Here is a 25,023-nt window from a genome sequence, read left to right as displayed (position 1 = left end):
GTTATTCGAATGAAGCAATCGCTTCATCGACCGAATCGTATGTTTTGAAAATGGTGACCAGCCGCGTAATCGTCAGAAGAGACTGAATACTTTGCGTCACATTTGCCAGTTTTAACTCTCCCTGATTATTTTTCACGGTAGTGAGAGCCGAGATAAGCATACCCAGTCCGACGGAACTCATCCATTCCACTTTGCCCAGATCGATAACAATCTTCGTTTTGCCGCCGCTGACATATTCATGCAGTTTGCCATGAAACATGGTGGCATCGGGGCCGCCCATCACTTTACCTTCGAGGCGAATAATGACGGCATTGTTCTTTTGTTCTTCACTAATCTTCATCGTAACTCTCCAGTATCTATATAATTTATTCTTTTTCCAAAAATAAAGTCGCTATCATTAAAAACGTAATTGGGTCAAATTTATAAAACGTTTATGCAATAAATCAAGGAAAAGTTGATAGCGGCTGATGTCGTTTCAAAGAAAACCCTTTGCTTCAATCTATTTTCCTGTAATAGCTTTCCCGTTCTTCCTTTTTTACGTTGCCAAGCGGAATATCTTTGATCTCTATTGTCAGGGGACGGCTGCCCCCGATCGAAATTATATCTCCCGCTTTAACCTCACTCGCCGGCTTGGACCGCCTTCCATCGACTTTTATTAAGCCGCTGTCGGCCATTTCCTTGGCCAGCGTCCGGCGCTTTATTAAGCCGACCTTTGAAAGATACTGATCCAGCCGCATAATGCAGAATTAATCCAGATTACGAATCTCGACGAAAGTTTTTTCTTTTATATCCTCAAGCCACTTATCGACATACTCGCCCGTTTTTGACTGTCGGGCCATTTCCTTAATCTGATCAAAATTATCCTGCGGATTAAGGGTTCCGCCTTTCTGCCAGTCGAGCTTTTTAAGAATATGCAGGCCATATTCGGTCATGGCCGGGCCGTAAACATCATTAATATTCGGCATTTTTTCCAGTGCCAGCCCAAATGAGGGAGGCAAATCCCTGATGGCAAACCAGCCCAGTTCGCCACCCGCCTTGCGGGAGTCATCATCAGCCGAGTATATCTTGGCCAGCTCCCTGAAATCGACTCCGTTTTTAATCTCATTTAGCAGAGAATCTACCAGATTATAAGCCAAAAGCGAGTCGGCCGCGGTCGGCTTAACCTGGAATAAAATATGGCGCAGATGCGCCTGTTTGCCGGAGATTTCTTCACACTTGATAATATGAATGCCGAATTCGGTTCGTATCGGTGCCGAGATATCTCCCGGTTTGAGATTGAAAGCCACCCGCCCGAATTCCGGGACAACATCATCCGACGAAATAAATCCAAGATCGCCCCCCGTCAGGGCCGTCGGCCCATCGGAATACTGAGCCGCCAAGGTTACAAAATCGACCCCCGCCGCAGCCTGCTCCCGGACTTTTTCCGCCACCTGCATGATCGAGTCCTCGGTTCCTCCCGACGGCTGAAATGTAATCAAAATATGCGCCAGCTTTACCGCCTCGGGCTGGTCAGGGATCGAATCCCGGAACTTGTCATAAAAATCGATAACTTCCTGTCGGGATATCGAAATTTTCGACAGCTTACTGTTTATCAGGCGCTGTTTGAACAATTGATTCTCGATTTCGGGGCGCAACCGTTTCTTGTATTCCCGAAGCGTCATACCCTCTTTGGCAATCTGATCCAGAAAAGCATCCTCGGTTTCAAATTGTGAGGCAATCTTCGCAATATGCTCGTCCAGGGCCTTATCGATTTCCTGCGGCGTGACCCTGATCAGCGTATCCTTGCGGGCCTCGATCAAAAAAAGCCGCTCGCTGATCATTTGATTGAGGATATTACTCTGCAGCATCTCCAGATCACGCTGATTCTGCGGTTTTTCATTGGTCTGAATGATATACAGTTGTATCTGCGCCGCCAGTTCTGAAGCCATAATCGGCTCGCGCCCGACCACCGCAATAATCCTCTCGATCGGTTCCGCTGCGAATAAACCCGGAATCGCCGTCAGCGAAATGCCGAGCAAAACCAATATGTGAATAAGAAAATGTTTCATAAGCGGTGCACTCATCATCCTATCGTCGAATCGGCGCCGGTTTTGGTCTCGGTATCCGAATATTTGATCTTATTGATACTGGCTCTGATATTGTTTTCATAAATTTTAATCGAGGCCGACTCCTTCTGTTTTCCAACCCACTCTTCGAAAGACTGGCTGCGGCGGAGCTTGTTCAGTTTATCCTTTATCGTCTGTTTGACAGCCCCAAAATCCTGCAGCTCGGTCGGCTTCTTTTCAGCGACATAAATAATTGATTGTTTGCCGCTGACCGGTATCGGTCCCAGAACGTCACCGACATCAGCCAATTCCGCCGCTTTATATAACCTCGGATACATGCGCTCATCCACCCAGCCAAGATCGCCGCCGTCGGTCCGTTTGCCGGCGCGCTCGGTGTATTGGGAAGCAAGAGCCTTGAATTTTGTCAAGGTGCCGACTTTCCCCGCATATGTTTTGGCCATCTGGTAGTCATTGAACATGACTTCGTAAAGATGTATCTTGCCGGGAATGCTGAACTCGGCCGGGTTGTCTTCATAATACTGGAGCATCTCGCCTTCATCGGTCTCACTTGCCAGCGGAAGGGAGTCGTTTTCCATAACATCGGCCATGGCCAGTTCTTTGAATTTTTTAAGCTTACGCTTATAATCGGCGTCATCCTCGAGCCCCAGGCGCCGCGCCTCGAGACTAAGGATATCCAAAATATTTACATTGAAAATAAACTCCGCCAATAAATTATATTCATCGAAATTCGGCCGCTGATTGGGCCGGAATTTCTTGGCGCTGACCAGATATTGCCCGAGAGCCATCTGCCCGCCGTCCCAGTTGGCCAGAATCAATTCCTTTTCATCCCGGTCAAGCTGGTTCAGGTCGAAATCGTTTTTCGGCAGTGTTTCCAGAATCGAAGGCGGGTAGAGGCTGGCGCGCTTGTGCAACAGGTACTGACAGGTGATGGTGTCAACGGTGATCGGATATTTGGTCATCAACTCCGCCCGGTATTCTTCCAGCCGGGCATTTCGTTTCTGTGCTTCCACCGAGGCGCGAAGCTGGTCATACATTTTTTCATAGGTGCCGCGCAGTTCATTGGGGGCGCGGTCAACCATCCTGACAATATGCCAGCCGTATTTGGTCTCGAACGGCTCCGAGGTTTCGCCGGGATTCATTTTGAACACCTGTTCCTGAAAAACCGGATCCATCTGCCCCCAGATGAAATATCCAAGATCACCTCGATTGCGCTGGGCGCTGGGATCACGGGAATATTTGACGGCCAGATTCTCGAAATTGGAGCCGGCCTGAAGCGAATCAATAATCACTTTGGCAGTATCTCCATTATCCACCAGTATATGCGAGGCCTGTACCTTGTATTCAAGTTTGGCATAGAAATCTTTGAGCTCTTCATCTGTAACGCTGACCTTGTCGCTGACCTGGCGCAGATATAAAATATCCAGCAGAAATTGATCGCGGTTTCCGAGAACGATGCGATTGACCTCTTCCGATTCATCGATGTTTTTCTTATAAGCTTCTTCGATTAGAAGCTGCTGTACGATCAGGCTGTCCAGAATGGTTTTGCGCCACTGGAGTTCCTCGTCAAATGAAGCGAAAACTTCCCGGTTGCGCTGGAAAATATCATCGATATCCGCGGCATAGATTTTCTCGCCACCGACTTTAGCCAGAACCAGGTCATCGTCGCTGCCGCATCCGGTCATCATCGTTGCGGCCATGGCAAGTGAAAGAAAAGCAAATAAACAGGTCGTTAGCTTTTTCATGAACCAATATTCCTCTATTTTAATATTCTTTTATTCACAGATGTTTATACTGACTGAAGTCTAAATCGTTCCTCACCGTATTAATAAGTCTAAAACTATACTATAGATTGCCCGTTTTGGCAAGGGCTTTTTGGCTTATTCTTTAAGAGAAAATAAGATACGGGGGGACTTTGGCCCGAAATATTTCAGGCTAGATATATTTTCTACCGGCTTTTGCCGATTTTGGAAGGCGGATGAAAGAGAGCCTGTACTGCGGCCTCTTTTTTGTCCTATCTCAATACACCGCTGCTACTTATCAATCATTGTCAAAAAACCCTAACCATTAGCGGAGAAATTGGTTAAATTACAAGGCGTTTTGAGTGAGGCTTCCATAATTGAGGAAAGGTCTATATGAAGTTGCAATATGGTGAAGAAGATATAGAAATCGGCAGTGTCCTTCCGGTCATACCGCTTCGTGATGTCGTCATCCTGCCGCACATGGTTTATCCCCTGCTGGTCGGGCGGCCGTTTACGATTGCGGCCCTTCAGGAAGCTATGGTGCTCGACAAGCAGGTTTTCCTTTGCGCCCAGAAAATGCCGGATGTCGATTTGCCCACGCAGAGCGATCTGTATCAGGTCGGGGTCGTCTCCCGCATATTGCAGCTTATGAAACTCCCCAATGGAACCATGAAAGTGCTGGTCGAAGGCCTGGTGCGGGCAAGAATTGATACTTTCAATAAAACCAAGGGCTTCTTTACCACTCATGTCAAATTTGTCCCGCCCATGATCGACCTTGATCGGGAGACGGAAGCGCTCTCGCGGACGGTCAGGGAGCTTTTTTCGGAATATGTTCATCTCAATCGCCGCATCCCGGATGAGGTCCTGCTGTCTTTTTCCGGCATCGAGGAATACCAGCGACTGGCCGATACCGTTACGGCTCATATTCTCCTGAAAATGCATACCAAACAGCACATCCTTGAGCTTGATTCCGTGAAAAAACAGTTCCGGGAACTCTCACGGGTTCTTCGTTCCGAAATAGAAATTCTCCGGATCGAGCAGAAGATCGACGGCACCGTGCGCGATGCTCTCTCCAAAGATCAAAAAGAATTCTACCTGCAGAAACAACTGAAAGCTATCAAGGAGGAATTGGGCCAGGGCGAGGATATCTCCAACGAGGTCGAAGACCTTTACGAAAAACTCGAGAAGCTTGATGCTCCGGAAGAAGTGCTTGCCAAAGCCGAGGAAGAACTTAAGAAGTTATCGAAGATGCACCCCTATTCGGCCGAATCGGCGGTTGTCAGGGGTTATGTTGAGTGGCTGCTGGCGCTGCCCTGGCGGATATATACCCGCGATCGATCCAATTTCAGGGAAGTGAAATCTATTCTCGACGGCGACCACTATGGTCTTGAGAAAGCCAAGAAACGGATACTGGAGCATCTGGCCGTTCTCAGGGTGGCCGGAAAAGTTCGCGGCCCGATTTTGTGCTTTGTCGGCCCTCCCGGAGTGGGGAAAACTTCGGTCGGCAAATCAATTGCACGGTCCCTTAATCGCAAATTTGTCCGGATGTCGCTGGGCGGCGTCCGGGATGAGGCCGAAATACGCGGCCATCGCCGAACCTACATCGGCTCGCTGCCGGGACGGATAATACAATCAATAAAGAAAGCCGGGTCGGCCAACCCGGTGTTCCTTCTGGATGAAGTGGATAAGATCGGCATAGATTTCCGAGGGGATCCGGCCGCGGCCCTGCTGGAAGTGCTCGATCCGGAACAGAACTCGACTTTTTCGGATAATTACATGGAAATCGATTACGATCTGTCGAAGGTCCTTTTTATTACTACCGCCAATTCGCTCTCCGGTATTCCGCCGGCGCTGATCGACCGCATGGAAATTATCCGCCTGCCCGGCTATCTGGAGCACGAAAAACTGGCCATTGCCAAGATGTACCTTCTGCCCAAACTGAAAAGTGAAATGGGACTCGGAGGGGTCAGTGTTGATATTAATGATGCCGCTATATATGAAATAATCCGCAATTATACCCGTGAAGCCGGCGTTCGGGAAGTCGAGCGCAAGCTGGCCTCGGTCCTGCGCAAAGTGACCCAGCAGATTGCGGAAGGCTCGAAGAAGAAAAAATTCGCCGTGGGTGTCAAAAAGATTAATGATTTCCTGGGCGCTCCCACCTATATCTCGACCGACATCAAAATGAAACCGGAGCCGGGCTATGCGGTCGGTCTGGCCTGGACCGAGTTCGGCGGCGAAGTGCTTCCGATCGAGGTCACACTGATGAAAGGGGCGGGCAAACTGAACCTGACCGGCAAACTGGGCGAAGTCATGCGTGAATCGGCTTCGGCCGGATTATCGTACGTTCGCGGCCGGGCCGAGAAGTTTGGTCTGGAGCCGGACTTTTATGACAAGATGGAGATTCATATTCATGTCCCGGAGGGCGCCGTTCCGAAAGACGGCCCGTCGGCCGGCATTACCATGCTGGTATCGCTGCTTTCCGCCCTGACCGGGATATCGGTGCGGAAAAGTCTCGCCCTGACCGGGGAAATCACGCTCAGCGGCGATGTTATCCCGATCGGCGGTCTGAATGAGAAATTGCTGGCCGCGAAAAGGTCCGGAATTACCGACATTATTATGCCGTTTAAGAATAAAAAGGATATTCCTGAGTTGCCCAAGAAACTGGTTGAGGGGATGAAGCTTCACCTGGTCAAGAAGGTTGACGAGGCCATTAATATTGCCTTCGAAGGTAAGCTGCTTGGCAACAGTAAATTAAGCGGGTCGAAGAAAAAGAAAAAATAAGGCTTCTATTTTGGTTTTGAATTTGATATACTACTTCGGTTATTCAGACCGGAAAACTTAATATGCCGCTAAATGCTGTATTTTACAGGTCCTACGCGGACGCCCAAAAAATTCCTTCGGATCCCCGTCCTCAAATTGCATTTACGGGGCGTTCCAATGTCGGGAAGTCATCACTGCTCAATCGGTTAGTTGCCGTCAAGCGGCTCGCGAAAACTTCCAAAACTCCCGGTCGCACAAGGTTGGTAAATTTTTTCTTGATCAATGAAAAGTACTTTTTTGTGGACCTGCCCGGCTATGGTTATGCGAAGGCCTCGGAAAACGAAAAACGCCAATGGGGCAAGCTGGTAAATAATTATTTGGAAAGTTCGCCCATGCTGCGGGCGGTCTGTTTTCTCCTTGACTGCCGGCGCGATCCGAATGAAGATGACCTGATGATGGTTGATTGGCTGCAAAGCCGGAATCTGGATTTCGCCATTGTTCTGACAAAAGCGGATAAGTTAACCAGGAATAATTTGGCCAAAAAGAGCAAAGAAATAGAAAAGGTTTTCAAAGTAACGCCGATTCCGTTCTCCAGTGTGTCCGGGGTCGGGAAAAGGGAATTAATAAAGTGGATTGAGGACGTTGTCGGCAATCCGAAGTAAACCGCGGAAGAGATTTTACTATGGGTAAAAACATTGTCGTAGTCGGCTGTCAATGGGGCGATGAAGGCAAAGGCAAGGTGGTCGATCTCCTGGCCGAAAAAGCCGACATTATTGCCCGGTTCCAGGGTGGGGCCAATGCCGGACACACTATCCTGGATGGAAATAAAAAATATGTTTTGCATTTGATACCATCGGGGATCATTCATCCGGGGAAAATATGCTATATCGGCAATGGTGTCGTTGTCGATCCGTTCGGTTTGATCGAAGAATTGGAATTATTGGAAAAGGAAGGCATCCGGACCGAAGGGCGTTTGTTCATATCATCCGCGGCCAATCTGGTCATGCCGTATCATAAGTTGATTGATTCGCTCCAGGAATCCAATCGCGGGAACGGCGGCATCGGGACCACCCTTCGCGGTATCGGGCCGGCCTACCGGGACAAAGTCGGCCGCTTCGGGATCCGCCTGTGCGATCTTTACGCTCCCGACAAACTCCGTGAAAAGCTGGAACTGTATCGGCGGACACGGTCCGATATCTTCACCGGTGCCGATGATGATCGTGCCGACATTAATAAAATTTATAATGATTTGCTTGAAATCGCCCCGGTACTGAAACCGCGGATGGTCAATGTTTCGCTGGAACTGACCAGGCATCACAAGGCCGGCAAGTCGATTCTGTTCGAAGGAGCCCAGGGCGCCATGCTTGATGTTGATCTGGGAACTTATCCCTATGCCACTTCGTCCAACACGACCGTCGGCGGCGCCCTGACCGGGCTGGGTGTCGGCCCGAAAATCTTCGATGAAGTTATCGGCGTGGTCAAGGCTTATACCACCCGGGTCGGCGCCGGGCCGTTCCCCACCGAATTGCTCGATGATACCGGCGAAAAACTGCGCGAATCGGGCGGCGAATACGGCGCCACCACCGGCCGGCCGCGTCGAACCGGCTGGCTCGACCTGGTCGCGCTTCGGCATGCCTGCAGAATTAACGGGATTGAGAAAATCGCCGTTACCAAACTGGATGTTCTTGACAATATGGAAAAGATAAAGATTTGTGTCGGCTATACCCTTGATGGCAATGAAATTCAGGAAGTTCCGCTGGACCTGTCCGATCTGTGGCATGTCAAACCGATTTACAGGGAGTTTGACGGCTGGCTGACATCGACGACAGATAAGCATGATTTTAATGCGCTGCCTGAAAAGGCCCGGACTTATCTCGGGTTTATCGCCACCGATCTCGATGTTAAGATCTGCCTGGTTTCGACGGGAGCCCGACGAGAGGAAACCATCGTAGTATAAGATTTTGCCTAAAGGTTCTTTCGACCTGAAGGAACCGCTGCTTTTTTGGCTAGGGCCGTTATCAAACGGCCCCTTTTCCCCACCCATATTGGTTAAAAGAAACGAGCGTTATTCCGATATTAATATTATGCCTCTTTCCCATGCTTTGGCATGGGTAAGAAGCATTTGTCGCTATGAGTAATTGAACTCGACCATAAATAGGAAATTTATGAGGGGGCAATACCATCCCGATCAGATAATTACAGCGAAACCCCGGCAATAGGCAGGATTGATTATTTTGAGCAATATGAGAGCCGAATCTAAGATTTTTGTAATTTCAATTTTATTGGGAGTGGTATACTGGGTTACCGATACCATAATCGATCATTTGATTTATTACCAGGAGTCCTTCTGGGACCTGCTCATATTGGGACTTTCTGCTCAGGAGATATACTTCCGCGCCTTTGTTTTGGTTGTTATAACTATCTTCGGTCTTATTGCATCACGAATATTGAGAAAGCGACGCCTGATCGAGACGGCCCTTCGCGAAAGTGAGATCCGTTTCAGGCGGACGGCGGATTATATCAATGACGGCCTGACAATTATAGAAAGCGGGCGGATCGTCTATGTTAACGACCGTGCCTGCGAGATTTTTGGCTGCCCTCGTGAAGAATTAATGAAAATGGACGCCCCTGCCCTGGCTGCTCCCGAAGAACGAGAGCGCCTGCTCCATGTGATCGAGGAATCGAAACTGCGCGGGATTTTTCCCGATGAGCTGCGATTCTGGATCGTGCGCAAGGACGGCGTCAGGCGGTATATTCGCAATCGATATTCTTTCTCCATTGAGAGCGACGTTATCATCGGTCGATATGTGCTGACAGCTGATATTACCGAACGCAAAGAGAATGAGGATGCGCTAAGAAGCTCGGAAGAGCAATATCGTTCAACTATCGACTTGCTGGGGGACCCGCTTCATGTTATCGACCGTAATTATAACGTTGTTCTGGTAAATCAGGCTCTTCTAAAATGGCATAAGGAGCTGGGCCTCGACACCGATTTGGTAGGTCGAAATCTGTTCTCGATATATCCTTTTCTTCCGGAATCAGTAAAGAAAGAATATGAGAATATTTTCAAGAATGGGAAGACAATTGTAACCCACGAATCGACTGATTTGTCCAGGCAGGAAGTAATTACTGACACTCGGAAAATCGCCATCTATAAGGACAACAGGGTGGAACGGGTAATAACCATTATCAGGGATATTACCGCCGCCAAAAAGGCTGAAGATCAACTCAGAAAGAATGAAGCTCTGTTGCGGGCGACCATGGACAGCCTGCCCTTTGACTTTTTTGCAATGGATGAGAGCGGGCGCTATGTGCTTCAAAACAAAACATGCCTGCGTAATTGGGGCAATATTATTGGGAAACTGCCTGAAGAGGTGGCGCCGACAGAAGAGATCAAAGAGCTGTGGCGGCGGAATAACTCTCGGGCTCTTTCCGGCGAGACGGTCGATGAAGAAGTCATATATGCAATAAATGATGAGAAGAAATACATACATAATATTATTGCTCCCATTCTTGATAGCGACCAGACAATCGGCATTCTCGGCATAAATATGGATATCACCGAGCGCAAAGCGGCCGAGCAGGCTCTGCGCGAAAACAAAGAAAAATACAGTCTTCTTTTCCATAATTCCAGTGATGCCATCTTCATCCATGACCTCGATGGAAACATAATCGATGTCAATAAAAAGACCCTCCAGTTATTCGGCTGTACCCGTGAAGAAATGCTGAAGAACAAAATTGAGGATATCCATCCGGAAAATATGTTGCCGACGGCGAAAGCGGCGTTTGAAAGGGTGGTGCGGGACGGTTCTGTCTTTTTTGAGATCGATTTCAGGAAAGTGAATAATGATATTTTCCAGGCCGAAGTCTCATCGACCTTGATGGAACTTGGCGGATGCCGTATTGTCCAAGGGGTGGTCCGCGATATCTCGGCCCGCAAGCGGGCGGCTGCAGCTCTCAAGGAAAGTGAAGAGCGGGTCCGTCTGGCCTTCGATACCAGTCCCGACTCGATATTAATCAGTCAGGTTAATGATGGAAGGCTGATCCAGGTCAACGACGGTTTTACCGCATTAACAGGATATTTAAAAGAAGAGGCAGAGGGCAAAACTTCATCTGACCTGAATCTGTGGGTGGATATTAATGACCGCCAAAAATTAGTAAATGGTCTGAGAAAAGATGGATTTGTCAAAAATATAGAAGCCGACTTCCGGAAAAAGGATGGCTCCGTGGTTACCGCCCTGATGTCGGCAACTATAATCTATCTCAAAGGTGTGCCGCATATTCTGACAGTAACCCGGGATATCACAAACTGGAAAAAAGCCGAAGAAGCACTTCGTCAAAGTGAAGAATGGTTTCGTACCATTTTTGAATCGGCCCAGGATATGATTTTTATAAAGGATCTCAATTTGAGATATGTTGCGGCCAACCCGGCGGTAGGGAGACTTTTCGGGATCGATGCCTCGGAGTTGATAGGCAAATCCGATCATGACCTGTTCGGCCGCGAGGCCTCCCGGCGGATAGCGTTGGTCGACGAAAAGGTTCTTGGAGGAGAAATCATTAATGAAGAAAGCTCGCGGCCCGTGTGCGGTGAGGAAAAACTTGTTCATGTAATCAAGGTGCCGATGCGTGATGCTGACGGGCAAATAATCGGTCTATGCGGCATTGCCCGCGATATCACCGAAACCAGACGACTGCAGAATTTCGCCCTTCGCGCCCAGCGCCTTGAGACAGCCGGACGAATCGCCGGGCAGGTCGCTCATGATTTCAATAACCTGCTAGGGCCATTGGTCGCCTTTCCTGAACTTATAAAGGATGAACTGCCGGAAAACAGCCGCGTTATCAAGTATCTGAATGCCATGGAGAATTCCGCCCAAAAGATTGCCGATATCAATCAGCAGCTCCTTACTCTGGGGCGGCGGGCGCATTATGAATTGACTCCACTGGCCCTTAATGACATTGTCAAAGATGTTCTGGCTCACATACAGCCGCCCTCCGGCAATGTAAAGGTCGTTTCCAGGCTGGCCGGTGACCTGATGAATATCGTCGGTGGCGGCGCCCAGATTCACCGGGTGATTTCAAATCTGGTGACCAACGCCTATGATGCCATGGAAGACGGCGGAACCCTTACGATACAAACCGAAAATTACTATCTTGATGAATTGGCCGGCGGTTACGAAAACATTCCCAAGGGCGAATATGTCAAACTGACCCTGGCCGATACCGGCAAGGGAATACCTTCAAAAATAGTGAGTAAGATTTTTGACCCGTTTTTCACAACCAAGGCAACGGATAAACGGCGCGGCTCCGGGCTCGGTCTGAGTGTGGTTCATGCCGTCATGGAGGATCATCACGGGTATATCGATTTGGAGACCAAACCCGAACGAGGGACGAAGTTCTATCTTTATTTCCCGGTCACGCGCCAGGAAATAGAGAGCTTTCAGGGCGATCAGATTTATGGCGGCGAGGAAACGATTATGGTGGTGGACGATGATGCGGAACAGCGCGATGTCACCGCCAAACTTCTGGAAAAGCTCGGCTATACGGTCCTGATGGCGGACAGTGGTGAGGACGCTATCCAAAGAATCAAGGAAAATACGATTGATCTTATTCTTATGGATATGATTATGCCTCCGGGCATTGACGGCGCCGATACTTATAAAAAGATTCTCGACCTTCGACCAAACCAAAAGGCCATCATCGTTTCCGGCTTCGCCAGATCCGAGAGAGCGAAATATGCTCTTGATCTGGGAGCTTCCGGTTTCCTCAGAAAACCTGTGACCTTAAAATCATTGGCCCAGGCTATCCGAAAAGCTCTTGATAATGTTCCCGCGGTAACTACCGCCACCTGAAATTCAATAACCTGTAATTCCTTCGACCGGGCAACAGCCGAATTACCTCGTAGATATTGACGAGAATCGTTATTTTCGACGTACTTCTCAATTGGCGAAATTACATGATCTTACGCCATTATTACCTCGGCGATTCGTAGAACCATACGAGTTTATACTTCGGAACGAACACCAATCATTCATTTCTGTCGCCGTAATCATAATGCTGTCAACATCTTAGGCGTCACCACTCCGAGCTGTTGGGAGTTTGGTATGAGGCTTGCTTTACATACAGGTGAATGCGGAAGCCATAGAAAAGCTTTAGAAATAAATTTGCTGATGTCGCTTCTGTAAATCGCCATCTTCTTTTTCTCGAGGCAGGGAACCCGCTTTTTTGAGGGGGGCGGGTTCCCGACTCTTTTTTTATGCCATTTCCGCCGAATATCAACCTCTTTATTTTTGTGCCTTAATGTCGTACATTACCATTCTGGAATTTCATCAAACGGAGTTTAGCATGATAAGCCTTGAGAACAAAGTGGTCGTCATTACCGGCGGCGGGCGAGGTATCGGCGCCGCTATCGGGCGCCAATTCGCCGGCGAGAGCGCCAGAGTAGTCCTGGCTTCCAGAAATATGGCCCGGCTGCGGCAGACAGCTCTTTCGCTTAATCTTGACAAGAAGAATTATCTGCTTGTCCAGGCCGATATTACCGTCAGAAGCCAAATGAAGAAGATCATCGCCGCGACCGTCGAGAAATTCGGCCGTATCGATATCTTTATCAATAATGCCGGCGTTGGAATACATAAGCCGATAACAGAAACCACCGAAAAAGAATTCGATACCATCTTCGATACCAACCTGAAGGCTGTCTATTTTTCCTTTCTGGAACTGATTCCCCTCTTCCGAATGCAGGGGGGCGGGCAGATAATTAATATCTCGTCGGGAGCCGGACGCATGGGCGTTCCCGGCCTGGCCGCCTACTCGTCATCCAAAGCGGCCCTCAATGTTTTTTCCGAGGCGGTCGCCGGCGAGGTCCGCAACGAAAATATAAAAATCTCGGTGCTGGCGCCCGCCTCGACCGATACCGGTTTCATGTCGAATTTGTCGAAAAAATCGAAAACACCCTCAAAGGCCGCGCTGAAACTGACCGTCGATGAAGTCGCCGAGGCGGTGGTCTTTCTGGCGAAGCAGAATAAGAATGCCTGGACCTCGATGGCCGATATTCGGCCGCTTTTAATCAATAAGTAATTAAGGATCGAGTCGATGAATAATGATAAAATCCCTTTTCACTTTGTCTGCACCCATGATGAAGCGGCGGATTTAATAAAAAGATTCGACCGTTATTGGGTTTCCAATTGCGGTTGCCGTGAAAGCCGCGGGTCGATATGCCAAAAATCGCGCCTTGATCTCTGCCTGATGTTTCGCGGTGATATCCCGGCCAGCGGCGCATCGATGCATGAAATTTGCTTTACCGATGTCAGTAATATTCTCAAAGAAGCATCTTCGAAGCATCTGGTGGCGCGGCCTTTCCGAAATGAGATTGACCGGAAAACCATCGAAGGCATCTGTTTCTGCTGTGATGACTGCTGCGGATACTTTACCAAACCGGAAGAACAGTGCGATAAGGGCGCGCTTATTGAAAAAACCAATTATGATATATGCCAGCATTGCGGCAATTGCGTCGAGGTATGCTATTTCCGGGCCAGGGCGATTGATAGCGGCGAACTGCAAATAATCCGGGACAATTGCTATGGCTGCGGCCTGTGTGTCGATCTCTGCCCTGAAGAGGCCATTGAAATGATTTCAACGAGGTAGTTAATCCCATGCCCGGTCTTAGCTTGATCACAATCCCCGGACTCTCCCCACAGAAAGCCGAAAATAGCTTTGCGCTGCTAAAGCATCTTCCCAAATTCAATATCGAGCAAATCATCTCAGCCAAAAACATTGCCGCGGCCTTCTGCGGCTATAATGGTTATCCCCGATTGAGCTTCGATGAGCCCGATCGGTTCATATTGATCGAAGGGCTGATTTATAATATCACTGATGATTTAATCAAATCACGACTGTTCGATATCGCCGACAAATTTCGAAGAAATGATACATATCCGGATGCTGTCAGGCAATTCATGCATGATGCCGATGGCGACTATCTTGTACTTATCTATTTGAAACAAGACAACCGGCTGCTGTTTTTTAACGATCGCTGGGGGCGCTTACCTGTTTATTACAGTCTTTCCGATCAGATGCTGGCCCTGTCGCGGGAAGTAAAATTCGTACTCGAATGGGTGCCTTCCATTCAATATGATGTTCAAGCCCTGGCCGAATTTCTGACGCTGGAATATATTCTCGGTGATAAGACATTTTTTAAGAATATTCACCGGCTGGGCCCGGCTTCGGCTTTAACGGTAAATATAAACGATGCTTTTATTAAGACCGAAATATTCAATAATATCGTCCCGGTTTCTTTTAAACACAATGATACCGGCTTGAGCCGATCCGGAGCGGCTGGCAGATATCTGGACCTGTTCCGACAGTCGTTGACATGGCGCCATGACAAGCTTCGGGAAAAGGAATTGTCGATTGTCGCGGATTTAAGCGGCGGCTATGATACACGGGCGGTTTTCGCCGGATTATGCGAGATGAAGGCCGACTTCACCGCCTGCACCGATAAATTGATAACCGGCGACGAAACCGGCACGGCCCGGCGACTGGCCGGGCTATATGAAAAAGATATCCATATCATGTCGGCCGCGCATCCGGTCGATGATATTACCGAAATGACCCGGATTCTCTATATCACCGATGGGCTGGTCAACGGGTTGATCGACACCTCCTGCTATTATGATGATCTGGAACGAGAGAATAAACTCCCCGGGCCGTTTGCCAATTTCAAAGGGATGGGGGGCGAGTTTATTCGCTGGGTATATATGCCCAAAAAAGGGTATCATCATCTCGCCGATGCCATCATTGATGACGGGTATAATCATTACATGAAAATGTCGGATGCCTGTCCATTGCTGAGTCTGAAGAAATCCGAATTGCATGATAGTCTTGTATTGGATATCGACCGGTATGATGAGACCGATCCGGTGGCCCAGACCCGGCACCTGTTTTTTGATTACAATAATAAAACAGTCAACTCCGGTGAGGATCGCAACCGCCTTTTTTGCTGGACCGTCGCGCCGATGTGGGGGAATCATCTGTTTTCCTTTGCCGCCGAAATGATACCTCCCGGATATATCGACTATGATTTCTTTGCCCTGTTTTTAAAACTTCTCAGCCCGCAATCGCTGAATATCCCGATGTATGGCAGCGGGGTGCGCTTCGATTCGGCCCTCAGCCGGATAATGTTCCGGAATCGGATGAAAATAAAGAGGACTGTCCGCGATAATCGCTATCTATTTAAAGCCGGGCAGTGGATTCGGGGAAAAGCCGGGCCGAGGCGGTATATTGAAACCGAACATGCCCGGTTAGCCGGCGAGATCCGAAAACTATATGACAATTGCGAGACGGTGAAATCCCATTTTGACCCTGGCTGTCTTGACCGTTACCTCAACGGGCGCCCGGACAGATTGCATCTTTATCAGCTTCTGACCCTGATCCTCTATATGAATGAGGTCGAAAGGCGATATCGCCAAAAACTGATTTTGCAGAGATAATTTGCATCCTTGCGTTTTTACATTATATTAGGAAGGTTACGATGGTTTTAATCTTTATGAGGGATTGCTGATGGGTGACTTGATATGTTGGAATTGCGGACGGCCTACCGGCATCGAAGGAAAAGTGACCCGTAGTGATGCCTGTCCCCATTGTCTGGCCGATTTACGCTGCTGTCGGGGGTGTCGTCATTTTGACCCGACCGCCCGCTGGCAGTGCCGTGAGAAGCTTGATGCGCCGATTCCAATGAAAGACAAATCGAATTTCTGTGACTGGTTCCAGATCAGGCTGGCGCTTCATACGCCGGGCGGGAAAGTTACTCCGAGAGAAAATAAGGACGGCCGCAAAAAGCGTTTCGACAATTTGTTTGATGACTGATAGAATTCTTAATTTTAAGTCTCTATTTAAAAAATCAAAAGCGGCGATCATGCGATACGCCGCTTTTATTATCTCAGAGTCCTGCGAATTATCCGATTTTTATTCCGCCCGCCGGAGTATGCGAATTGAAAATGGCCGAAAACCATTCAACCGTCTTCCTGAGACCGTCTTCGAACATGATCCTGGGATCATATCCCAGTTCCTTCCGCGCCCGGGCTATATCGGCATAAGAATGAAGAATGTCACCGCGTCGGGGCGGAGTGTACTTGGCCTTGATATCGGTTTCAAGAATCTCGCCAAGCATTTCAATTAGCTGATTCAGCGTGAAACGGGCGCCACAGGCGATATTGAAATATTTCCCCGGCGCATCAGGTGCGGTTGTGGCCAGAAGGTTGGCCTGAACGGCATTGTCGATATACGTGAAATCGCGCGACTGCTCGCCGTCACCGAATACAATCGGCTGCTTTCCGGCCAGCATGGCATTGATAAATTTAGGGATAACCGCCGCATATTCCGATTTCGGGTCCTGTCTGGGTCCGAAAATATTGAAATAACGCAGGCAGACCGTTTCCAGTCCATAAAGCTCAAAGAAAACCTTGCAGTACTTTTCACCGGTCAGTTTGGTTACGGCATACGGAGACAGGGGATCGGTCCACATCGCTTCATGTTTCGGCAATTCCGGCGTGTCGCCATAGACCGATGATGATGACGCCATCACAAAGCGTTTGACACCCGCCTGTTTGGCCGCTTCGAGCAAATTGAGCGTGCCGTCGATATTGACCGAATTCGACGTCAGCGGATTTTTTACCGACCGGGGCACCGATGGCAGGGCCGCCTGATGCAAAACATAATCCACCCCTTCGATCGCCTCTTTGACCGTCCAGAAATCGCGGATATCACCGTCGATCACTTCAATTTTATCCTCGATATCGGAAATATTGATTCTTCGTCCGGTGGAGAAGTTGTCGATGATGCGGACCTGTGCGCCCTTCTTGAGCAATTCATGGGCAATATTGCTTCCGATGAATCCGGCGCCGCCCGTTATAAGATATTTCATATATATATTTCCTTCTAATTTATGTCCTGTTGATAATATCGACTGGAAACTAAAATACTATGCAAGTCATTGTAAAAATACTTGCGGTTTTTTTCTAAAAAGGGCATCGGCCTTCTCCCAGTCGTCCGGGCGGCCGATATCGAGCCATTGCCCCTTGAAACGATATACCGATGGATTTCGCCCGTTTTGGATCAATTTTTCGACCAGATCCGGGAAATCGAAACGGCGATTGGGAATCAAATCCAGAATTTCGCGATTGAAAGCATATATTCCCATCGATACCGAATAACCCAGGACCGGTTTTTCTATGTATTGATCAATTTTGTCTTTGGGAGCGATCACAACACCAAAATCGACTTTGACCGTTCGCTTGAAGACCGCCACTGTCGCCGGCGAATCGGCCCCGAGATGCGCCTTCATGAAATCTTTGAATGGCAAATCGGTCAGGAGATCACCATTCAGAACGAGAAAATTGCTCTTGAGTCCCTTTATTTTTTTAAGAGGCGCCGCTGTCCCCATCGGCTTTTTCTCTACGGAATATTTTATATTCACCCCGAATTGACGCCCGTCGCCCAGAATTATGCGCATCAAATCGGCCTGATAACCGACCGCCATGATTATCTCCCGGATGCCGGCTCTGACCAACTGACGGATAAGTATCTCGACAATTGGAATATCGCCGACCGGCCAGAGAGGTTTGGGCAAAACTCTGGTATAGGGAAGAAGACGCCGCCCTTCGCCGCCGGCGAGTATTACCGCCTGGCTGATGGTTTCCCGATTGCGCTTCACAATTGATAATCCTCTTTGGCGTACATATCAATATGTTTCTCGAAAAATTCAATGGTCTTTTTTAACCCGGCTTGCATGGTGACAGTCGATTTATATCCGATCGTTTCTTTTGCCAGAGTACTGTCGCCTACCAGCCGCCAGACTTCCGATGAGGCCGGTCTTTTGCGTCGCTTTTCGGTCTTGATGGATAGTCTTTTGTTAATTATTCCACCGATAATATCGACCAGTTCCGCGATTGGATGATCCTCACCCGAAGCCAGATTCATGGTCATTCCCGATGTGTTCTCGTTCAAACAGGCGTCGATCATCCCGGCCGCAATATCGGTCACAAAATTAAGATCACGGCTCGATTCGACATTGCCCAGTCTGATTACCCTGCCGCGAAGCGCCTGCAGAATGATAGTCGGAATGATGGCACGCGCCGACTGCCGTGGGCCATAGCAGTTGAAAGGGCGAACCGTCACGACCGGCAGTCCAAAACTATGGTAAAATGACTGGGCCGTTTTGTCGGCGGCGATTTTCGATGCCGAATAAGGCGACTGCGCCACCTGCGGGTGCCTCTCATCGATCGGCGCATATTGGGCCGTGCCGTAAACCTCCGAGGTGGAAACCTGCAGGATTTTTTTGACTTCCTCGGCCCGGGCCGCCTGAAGCATGTTGGCCGTTCCGACGGCATTGACCGCCAGAAAATCGCGCGGCGCTATATATGAATAGGGGATAGCGATCTGGGCCGCGAGATTAAAAATATAATCGTTTCCTTTGACTGCCGCCTCGCATATATCCGGATCCCGAATATCGCCATGGATAATACTCAGCCTGTCTTTGGCCGAAGGCGGCAGGTATTCCAGCCAGCCAATCTGTCCCGATGAGGTATATCTGACCAGCGCCGTGACCCGGGCGCCGCCTTTCAACAGCATTTCGGTCAAATGCGACCCGATAAAGCCGGCCGCACCGGTCACCAGAACTTTTTTATTTTTTACGGATTTCTTCATTTTGGGCCAATATAACGTTTTTCACTATTTAATTCCAAGTTTTTTCTCCAGCTATATTATCGGCTGATAAGCGCTTGCAGCTTATTCGTATAAGAGACAAAGTCCGCAATCAGTTTTTTGTTGAAACGGCCAGTCGGGCCGGATAGATTGTCCTGCAATAGTGTATATCGTGAAAGGAAGTAACAATGTCTGATTATGATTTTATTTCGGCACGCCAGATCCTTGATTCCCGCGGCACCCCGACGATTGAAGTCGATGTCGTCCTGTCCGACGGGACTCTTGGGCGGGCGGCGGTGCCTTCCGGTGCATCAACCGGGGCTCATGAGGCGGTTGAGCTTCGCGATGGTGATCCTAAAATATATTTCGGTAAATCGGTGCTTAAGGCGGTTGACAACGTCAACAAGAAAATTGCGCCGGCTATTCTTTCGAATAGCATTGATCCATACGATCAGGTAACCCTGGATAATTTCCTCATTTCCCTTGACGGCACCGAAAACAAGGGGAAATATGGGGCCAATGCGCTGCTGGGGGTTTCACTGGCCACCGCCAAAGCGGCGGCACAATCGGTGGGGCGTTTTCTGTATGAGTATATCGGCGGCAGTAATTGCAAGCTGCTCCCGGTGCCGATGATGAATATTCTCAACGGCGGCAAACATGCCGACAATAATGTTGATCTGCAGGAATTCATGATCATGCCGGTAGGGGCGGGATCTTTCTCCAAAGCGCTGCAGATGGGCGCCGAAGTGTTCGGGGCTCTTAAAACGGTTCTCAAGGCCAAAAAATACAATACCTCGGTCGGTGATGAGGGTGGCTTCGCACCTGATTTGAAGTCGAATGAAGAGGCCCTGGAAGTCATCATGGAAGCCATCGCCAAGTCGGGATATAAAGCGGGCAAGGATATTCTTTTGGCGCTTGATCCGGCTTCGACGGAGTTTTATGATGATAAGAAGAAAATATATAATCTGAAAAGCGAGGGCAAGAAGTTCACTTCCGATCAGATGATCGATTATTATGAAAAACTGGTCAAGAAATATCCTATTATTTCTATCGAGGATGGTCTGGCCGAGGATGACTGGGATGGGTGGAAAAACATGACGGCCCAGATGGGTGACAAGATACAGATAGTCGGTGATGATCTTTATGTGACCAATCCCAAGCGGCTGGCGCGCGGTATCAAAGAGAAGTCATCCAATTCGATTCTTATCAAGCTGAATCAGATCGGCACTCTCACCGAGACGCTCGACGCCATCGAGATGGCCCAGAAAGCCGGCTTCACGGCGGTGGTGTCGCATCGTTCGGGTGAAACCGAAGACAACACCATTGCCGATGTCGTCGTAGCGGCGGGAACCGGTCAGATCAAGACCGGGTCGGTCTGTCGCACCGATCGAATATGCAAATATAACCAATTGTTGCGAATCGAGGAGTCGATCGGCCCGGTGGCGCAATATCTCGGTCGGGATGTTTTCTATAACTTGAAATAGCCCCGCTTGATTCAAAAACAAATCGGTACAAACTAAAACCCGCCCTTAAGGGGGCGGGTTTTTTCCCCGGAATGAAATTTTAAGTCCTTTTAGATTGTTCCATCCTTGGCCTAGACAAAGATGTCATCTTCTCCGGGCTTTTTTCCTGGGCTTCGCCTTCGCCTTGGCTTTCTTTTTCGGCTTCGCTTTGGCTTTGGCTTTCTTCTTCGGTCTTGGTTTCGGTTTCGGTTTCGGTTTGGCTTTCGCTCTTGCCTTTCTGGCCGAAGCCGGTTTCACCAGACCAAGAGCGCTGATCTTGCCGCGAACCGATGCCAGTGATCTCTTCATCTCCTTGGCAATGGCCGATGCCGGTTTGGTCTTATACAACAGGCGGAGCATCTTGATTTCATCTTTGCTCCAGGCTTTGCCCATCGGTTTCTTTCTGCCTTTCGGCTTGGCTTTGGCTTTGGCCTTAGGTTTGGCTTTCGCTTTCTTCTTTACTGCCATTTTCCGCTCCTTTCGTTAGGTATCGGATTTAGTGATTGGTTTTAGATGTATTCCCAATTAGTGATGCATGAAAAATGGATTCTGCCATTAATATTTCGTACGACTTAATTTAATCAATTCTCCATGTATCATGCAACTGATTAACAACCCTAAATATATTATCGTCTTAAAGAAAGAGAAGTTAAAACCATGAAACAACAAAAAAATTAAAAAAAATAAAGAAAATATAAGATTTATGTACTTATCTATCGCACATTATGCGCCGGCGAATGCCGCTTTGATTCATCCGAATATGGAAAAATGGAGATGAGTTTTAATGCAATCAGGAGGTTTTGCCCAATTCCGCGGCAATATATCGTCCGGTGAATGATGTATTCACCTCGGCAACTTCCTCGGGTGTACCGGTGGCGATGATCCTGCCGCCGTCATCACCCCCCTCGGGACCGATATCGATGACATAATCGGCCGTTTTGATGACATCGATGTTATGTTCGATCACGAGAATGGTGTTGCCGCGGTCAACCAGTTCATTCAAAACACTCAAAAGCATCCGAATATCCTCGAAATGAAGGCCGGTGGTCGGCTCATCGAGGATATACATGGTCGAGCCGGTGGCGGTTTTGGACAGTTCCGTGGCCAGCTTCACACGCTGCGCCTCGCCGCCGGAGAGAGTCGTAGCCTGCTGCCCCAGATGAATATACCCTAATCCCACCTTTTTCAACGTCATCAGCTTGCGCTTGATACGCGGGATGTTTTCGAAAAATACCAGTGCCTCATCGACCGTCATATCAAGAACATCGGCGACACTTTTGCCCTTATATGTAACCTCAAGCGTCTCCCGGTTGAACCGCTTTCCCTTGCATACCTCGCATGGAATATAGACATCAGGCAGAAAATGCATCTCGATCTTGATGATACCGTCTCCCTGGCATGATTCACACCGCCCGCCCTTGACATTGAATGAGAACCGTCCCGGATTGTATCCGCGCACCTTGGATTCCTGCAATTGGGAAAAAAGTTCCCGAATATGGGTGAAAACGCCGGTGTATGTCGCCGGATTGGAGCGGGGAGTCCGTCCGATGGGTGATTGATCGATATCAACCACTTTGTCGATATGTTCCAGCCCCTTGATATCTTCATATTCCAGCGGTGTCTTGCGGGAATTATAAAAATGACGGGCCAGAATGCGATACAAGGTTTCATTGATGAGGGTCGATTTACCGGATCCCGACACTCCCGTGACAACGGTAAAGATGCCGGTCGGGATATCAACCGTTACTTTTTTGAGATTATTGCCCGATGCGCCGGTCAATGTGATAAAATTGCCGTTGAATTTGCGCCGCCCCCCCGGAACCGGAATGACTTTCTTCCTGGCCAGGTAGGCGCCGGTGATGGATGTCGCGGTTTTTTTGATCTGATACGGGGTGCCCTCGGCGACAATTTTGCCCCCGTGTTCGCCGGCGCCGGGCCCGAGATCGATCACGTAATCGGCGCTTTCTATTGTCTCGCGATCATGCTCGACAACTATCACGGTGTTGCCGATATCGCGTAATTCGCACAATGTTTTGAGAAGTTTCTTGTTGTCGCGCTGATGCAGCCCGATCGATGGCTCATCCAGGATATACATCACACCCACCAGCCGCGATCCGATCTGCGTGGCCAGACGGATACGCTGCGATTCGCCGCCCGATAACGATGATGAGGCGCGCCCCAGCGTCAGGTAATTGAGCCCGACATCATCCAGAAAGCTCAACCGCTCCCTGATTTCCTTCATGATTTGTCGGGCGATCTGCTCCTGCCGCTTGTTGAGTTTGAGATTGTCGAAAAACTGCCGCGCCTGCTTGATCGACATCTCGGTAATCGAGTCGATCGTCTCGCGATTGATAATGACCGAAAGCGCTTCCGGTTTCAGCCTCGCCCCCTTGCAGACCGGGCATTGCGATATCGACATGTACTGCTCAATCCACTGCCGGACACCCGATGACTGCGTCTGCCGGTAACGGCGCTCGAGATTGGGAATCACGCCCTCGAATTTGCTCTCATATTCGCCGGAACCGCGGCCGTTGGAATGTTCATATTCGAATTTTATATGCTCGCTGCCGGAACCAAACATAAGAATTTTCTGGACTTTTTCCGGAAGCTTATTGAACGGGGTGGACATCTTGAAATCGAAATGTTTGGCCACGCCGCGGACCATGAAGCGGTACCAGTTGGCCATCTCCGATCCCCAGGGATGAATCGCACCCTGATTGAGAGGCAGTGACGGATTCGGCACCACCAGGTCGGGGTCGATATCCATCTTCTGGCCCAGCCCGGAACAGGTCGGGCAGGCCCCGAACGGCGAATTGAACGAAAACATGCGCGGCGACAACTCTTCATAGCTGATGCCGCATTTCAAACAGGCCGACTGCTCGGAAAAGAGCATGTCATTGCCTTTGATATTGATCAGGACGATGCCGTGCGACGTCTTAAGAGCCGTCTCGACCGAATCAGCCAGCCGCCGGGCCGAACGCTGTTTGACCACCAGCCGATCAACGACCACTTCGATGGTATGCTTGACATTCTTCTTAAGCTCGATTTCGCTTTCGGTTTCGACCACTTCGCCGTCGATGCGCAACCGCACGAATCCTTCCCGCTTGGCCTGCGCGATAACCTCCTTGTGCTCGCCTTTCTTGCCGCGCACCAGCGGCGCCAGCACCATCAATCGGGTGTCCTCTTCGAATGACAGCACCGAATCGACAATCTGTTCAACCGTCTGGCGGGTGATCGGCTCGCCGCAATTGGTGCAATGCTGCGCCCCGATCCGGGCAAAGAGCAGGCGCATATAGTCATATATTTCGGTAACAGTGCCGACCGTCGAGCGCGGATTCTTGGCTGAACCCTTCTGCTCGATAGAAATTGCCGGCGACAATCCCTCGATCATATCGACATCCGGCTTTTCCATCAATCCCAGAAACTGCCGGGCATAGGCCGAAAGCGACTCGACATAGCGCCGCTGCCCTTCGGCATAGATCGTATCGAAGGCCAGCGAGGATTTCCCCGATCCGGATAACCCGGTGATTACCACCAGCTTATTACGCGGAATTTTAACGTCGATATTCTTAAGATTGTGCTCGCGGGCACCTTTTATCAAAATATATTGTGATTCTGTCATATTCTGTCATTACATCCTATAAAAAAGTGCAACCCGTAATATACGATATTTGTGCCGGGTGATGGCTCTTTTTTTGATTGTTTTATAAGAAATATCTTAAGTCTTGGGAATCACATTTATGACAGAAAGTGGCACCAGAGGCTTTACATTTTTAAAAAATAAAATATATTCATAAAATCGGCGAATGAATAAAAGACAAAGATATGTTAAATAAATATAACTAGTTAGGAGACATTATGAAAAAGACCAATAATGTAATTTTTGCAGCCTTGGACGACTTATCTAATAAGGTCAATCTTGGAACCGGCATAAACCATCCTTATGATAAGAGTAAGGCTATTGAATTATTCGAGATTTTGATTCAACATGGTGTTGATTATAGCCCAAATGATGTATTTGAATATCTTGTAACTTCAAAAAAATGGTCTCGTAAGCATGCGGAAGATGTTAAAAAAGTATCAGTAGAGATATTGGGGGGTAAGAAAGTCACTAAACCAACGTCAGGGTCTTGTTGGGAGCAGGATATCTTTGATCAATGAATGGTCTTCCCCTAAAAAAATGGACACATAGTTAAGATAGGGTAGCTGCCCGTTCGAAGTCAACTGGATTTTTAAAACCCAGGCTCGAATGACGGCGTT

General features: G+C 48.9%; 19 protein-coding genes. 10 read left to right on the top strand and 9 right to left on the bottom strand.

What is annotated here, in order from left to right:
- Nucleotide 1: 1 nt before the first annotated feature.
- From CVT49_10295 to CVT49_10280, 4 genes are all read right to left on the bottom strand, one after another.
- Entirely contained in the window at nucleotides 2–340 is a 339-nt protein-coding gene (locus CVT49_10295) for an anti-sigma factor antagonist (protein PKK83094.1), read from the bottom strand.
- A gap of 154 nt (nucleotides 341–494) precedes the next feature.
- A complete protein-coding gene (locus CVT49_10290) occupies nucleotides 495–737 on the bottom strand; it encodes a hypothetical protein (GenBank protein PKK83093.1) in 243 nt (80 codons plus the stop codon).
- A gap of 9 nt (nucleotides 738–746) precedes the next feature.
- Complete coding sequence (locus CVT49_10285; protein ID PKK83092.1) at nucleotides 747–2,066, bottom strand: hypothetical protein; 1,320 nt, start codon at nucleotides 2,064–2,066, stop codon at nucleotides 747–749.
- The gene (locus tag CVT49_10280) at nucleotides 2,063–3,808 is read right to left on the bottom strand and encodes a hypothetical protein (protein PKK83091.1); all 1,746 of its coding nucleotides are present in this window, start codon (nucleotides 3,806–3,808) and stop codon (nucleotides 2,063–2,065) included. Before CVT49_10280 ends, CVT49_10285 begins: the two co-directional genes overlap by 4 nt.
- Before the next feature lie 390 nt (nucleotides 3,809–4,198).
- Between CVT49_10280 and lon the strand changes: the two genes are divergently transcribed.
- From lon to CVT49_10240, 8 genes are all read left to right on the top strand, one after another.
- The gene (gene lon / locus CVT49_10275) at nucleotides 4,199–6,586 is read left to right on the top strand and encodes an endopeptidase La (protein PKK83090.1); all 2,388 of its coding nucleotides are present in this window, start codon (nucleotides 4,199–4,201) and stop codon (nucleotides 6,584–6,586) included.
- A 62-nt stretch (nucleotides 6,587–6,648) separates the two neighbouring features.
- On the top strand, nucleotides 6,649–7,227 hold the full coding sequence (locus tag CVT49_10270; GenBank protein PKK83089.1) for a YihA family ribosome biogenesis GTP-binding protein: 579 nt from the start codon (nucleotides 6,649–6,651) through the stop codon (nucleotides 7,225–7,227).
- Nucleotides 7,228–7,247: 20 nt separating this feature from the next.
- Nucleotides 7,248–8,522 (top strand): adenylosuccinate synthase, encoded by a 1,275-nt coding sequence (locus tag CVT49_10265; protein PKK83088.1) that lies wholly within the window; start codon nucleotides 7,248–7,250, stop codon nucleotides 8,520–8,522.
- A 286-nt stretch (nucleotides 8,523–8,808) separates the two neighbouring features.
- Nucleotides 8,809–12,414: a hypothetical protein gene (locus CVT49_10260; protein ID PKK83087.1), complete on the top strand. Its 3,606-nt coding sequence runs from the start codon at nucleotides 8,809–8,811 to the stop codon at nucleotides 12,412–12,414.
- 373 nt (nucleotides 12,415–12,787) lie between these two features.
- The gene (locus tag CVT49_10255; GenBank protein ID PKK83086.1) at nucleotides 12,788–13,639 is read left to right on the top strand and encodes a hypothetical protein; all 852 of its coding nucleotides are present in this window, start codon (nucleotides 12,788–12,790) and stop codon (nucleotides 13,637–13,639) included.
- 15 nt (nucleotides 13,640–13,654) lie between these two features.
- Entirely contained in the window at nucleotides 13,655–14,206 is a 552-nt protein-coding gene (locus CVT49_10250; protein ID PKK83085.1) for a hypothetical protein, read from the top strand.
- 8 nt (nucleotides 14,207–14,214) lie between these two features.
- Nucleotides 14,215–16,050, top strand: a complete 1,836-nt coding sequence (locus tag CVT49_10245) for a hypothetical protein (protein ID PKK83084.1) — start codon at nucleotides 14,215–14,217, stop codon at nucleotides 16,048–16,050.
- A gap of 70 nt (nucleotides 16,051–16,120) precedes the next feature.
- Entirely contained in the window at nucleotides 16,121–16,426 is a 306-nt protein-coding gene (locus CVT49_10240; GenBank protein PKK83083.1) for a hypothetical protein, read from the top strand.
- A gap of 88 nt (nucleotides 16,427–16,514) precedes the next feature.
- Here CVT49_10240 and CVT49_10235 read toward each other — a convergent pair whose 3' ends face one another.
- The 3 genes from CVT49_10235 to CVT49_10225 form a co-directional block, all read right to left on the bottom strand.
- Nucleotides 16,515–17,483 carry an LPS biosynthesis protein WbpP gene (locus CVT49_10235; GenBank protein PKK83082.1) on the bottom strand — a complete coding sequence of 323 codons (969 nt, stop codon included), beginning with the start codon at nucleotides 17,481–17,483 and terminating at the stop codon, nucleotides 16,515–16,517.
- A gap of 66 nt (nucleotides 17,484–17,549) precedes the next feature.
- A complete protein-coding gene (locus CVT49_10230; protein ID PKK83111.1) occupies nucleotides 17,550–18,251 on the bottom strand; it encodes a nucleoside-diphosphate-sugar pyrophosphorylase in 702 nt (233 codons plus the stop codon).
- 17 nt (nucleotides 18,252–18,268) lie between these two features.
- On the bottom strand, nucleotides 18,269–19,264 hold the full coding sequence (locus tag CVT49_10225; protein ID PKK83081.1) for an NAD-dependent dehydratase: 996 nt from the start codon (nucleotides 19,262–19,264) through the stop codon (nucleotides 18,269–18,271).
- Nucleotides 19,265–19,449: 185 nt separating this feature from the next.
- Here CVT49_10225 and CVT49_10220 point away from each other — a divergent pair, with 185 nt between their 5' ends.
- Nucleotides 19,450–20,745 (top strand): phosphopyruvate hydratase, encoded by a 1,296-nt coding sequence (locus CVT49_10220; protein PKK83080.1) that lies wholly within the window; start codon nucleotides 19,450–19,452, stop codon nucleotides 20,743–20,745.
- A gap of 123 nt (nucleotides 20,746–20,868) precedes the next feature.
- Here CVT49_10220 and CVT49_10215 read toward each other — a convergent pair whose 3' ends face one another.
- Both CVT49_10215 and CVT49_10210 read right to left on the bottom strand, forming a co-directional pair.
- A complete protein-coding gene (locus CVT49_10215; protein PKK83079.1) occupies nucleotides 20,869–21,231 on the bottom strand; it encodes a hypothetical protein in 363 nt (120 codons plus the stop codon).
- A 322-nt stretch (nucleotides 21,232–21,553) separates the two neighbouring features.
- Complete coding sequence (locus tag CVT49_10210; protein ID PKK83078.1) at nucleotides 21,554–24,385, bottom strand: excinuclease ABC subunit UvrA; 2,832 nt, start codon at nucleotides 24,383–24,385, stop codon at nucleotides 21,554–21,556.
- A 236-nt stretch (nucleotides 24,386–24,621) separates the two neighbouring features.
- Between CVT49_10210 and CVT49_10205 the strand changes: the two genes are divergently transcribed.
- Entirely contained in the window at nucleotides 24,622–24,924 is a 303-nt protein-coding gene (locus CVT49_10205; GenBank protein PKK83077.1) for a hypothetical protein, read from the top strand.
- Nucleotides 24,925–25,023: the final 99 nt, after the last annotated feature.

This window comes from candidate division Zixibacteria bacterium HGW-Zixibacteria-1 (assembly GCA_002838945.1).
Classification (GTDB): domain Bacteria; phylum Zixibacteria; class MSB-5A5; order GN15; family PGXB01; genus PGXB01.
This window is presented reverse-complemented; position numbering and strand designations above follow the sequence as displayed.

Excerpts from the sequence above, each read along its gene's own strand:
- CVT49_10215 (PKK83079.1), bottom strand. The coding sequence starts at position 21,231 with ATGGCAGTAAAGAAGAAAGCGAAAGCCAAACCTAAGGCCAAAGCCAAA.
- CVT49_10225 (PKK83081.1), bottom strand. The coding sequence starts at position 19,264 with ATGAAGAAATCCGTAAAAAATAAAAAAGTTCTGGTGACCGGTGCGGCC.
- CVT49_10235 (PKK83082.1), bottom strand. The coding sequence starts at position 17,483 with ATGAAATATCTTATAACGGGCGGCGCCGGATTCATCGGAAGCAATATT.
- lon (PKK83090.1), top strand. The coding sequence starts at position 4,199 with ATGAAGTTGCAATATGGTGAAGAAGATATAGAAATCGGCAGTGTCCTT.
- CVT49_10220 (PKK83080.1), top strand. The coding sequence starts at position 19,450 with ATGTCTGATTATGATTTTATTTCGGCACGCCAGATCCTTGATTCCCGC.
- CVT49_10290 (PKK83093.1), bottom strand. The coding sequence starts at position 737 with ATGCGGCTGGATCAGTATCTTTCAAAGGTCGGCTTAATAAAGCGCCGG.
- CVT49_10210 (PKK83078.1), bottom strand. The coding sequence starts at position 24,385 with ATGACAGAATCACAATATATTTTGATAAAAGGTGCCCGCGAGCACAAT.
- CVT49_10205 (PKK83077.1), top strand. The coding sequence starts at position 24,622 with ATGAAAAAGACCAATAATGTAATTTTTGCAGCCTTGGACGACTTATCT.
- CVT49_10270 (PKK83089.1), top strand. The coding sequence starts at position 6,649 with ATGCCGCTAAATGCTGTATTTTACAGGTCCTACGCGGACGCCCAAAAA.
- CVT49_10265 (PKK83088.1), top strand. The coding sequence starts at position 7,248 with ATGGGTAAAAACATTGTCGTAGTCGGCTGTCAATGGGGCGATGAAGGC.
- CVT49_10240 (PKK83083.1), top strand. The coding sequence starts at position 16,121 with ATGGGTGACTTGATATGTTGGAATTGCGGACGGCCTACCGGCATCGAA.
- CVT49_10260 (PKK83087.1), top strand. The coding sequence starts at position 8,809 with ATGAGAGCCGAATCTAAGATTTTTGTAATTTCAATTTTATTGGGAGTG.
- CVT49_10245 (PKK83084.1), top strand. The coding sequence starts at position 14,215 with ATGCCCGGTCTTAGCTTGATCACAATCCCCGGACTCTCCCCACAGAAA.
- CVT49_10295 (PKK83094.1), bottom strand. The coding sequence starts at position 340 with ATGAAGATTAGTGAAGAACAAAAGAACAATGCCGTCATTATTCGCCTC.
- CVT49_10285 (PKK83092.1), bottom strand. The coding sequence starts at position 2,066 with ATGATGAGTGCACCGCTTATGAAACATTTTCTTATTCACATATTGGTT.
- CVT49_10280 (PKK83091.1), bottom strand. The coding sequence starts at position 3,808 with ATGAAAAAGCTAACGACCTGTTTATTTGCTTTTCTTTCACTTGCCATG.
- CVT49_10250 (PKK83085.1), top strand. The coding sequence starts at position 13,655 with ATGAATAATGATAAAATCCCTTTTCACTTTGTCTGCACCCATGATGAA.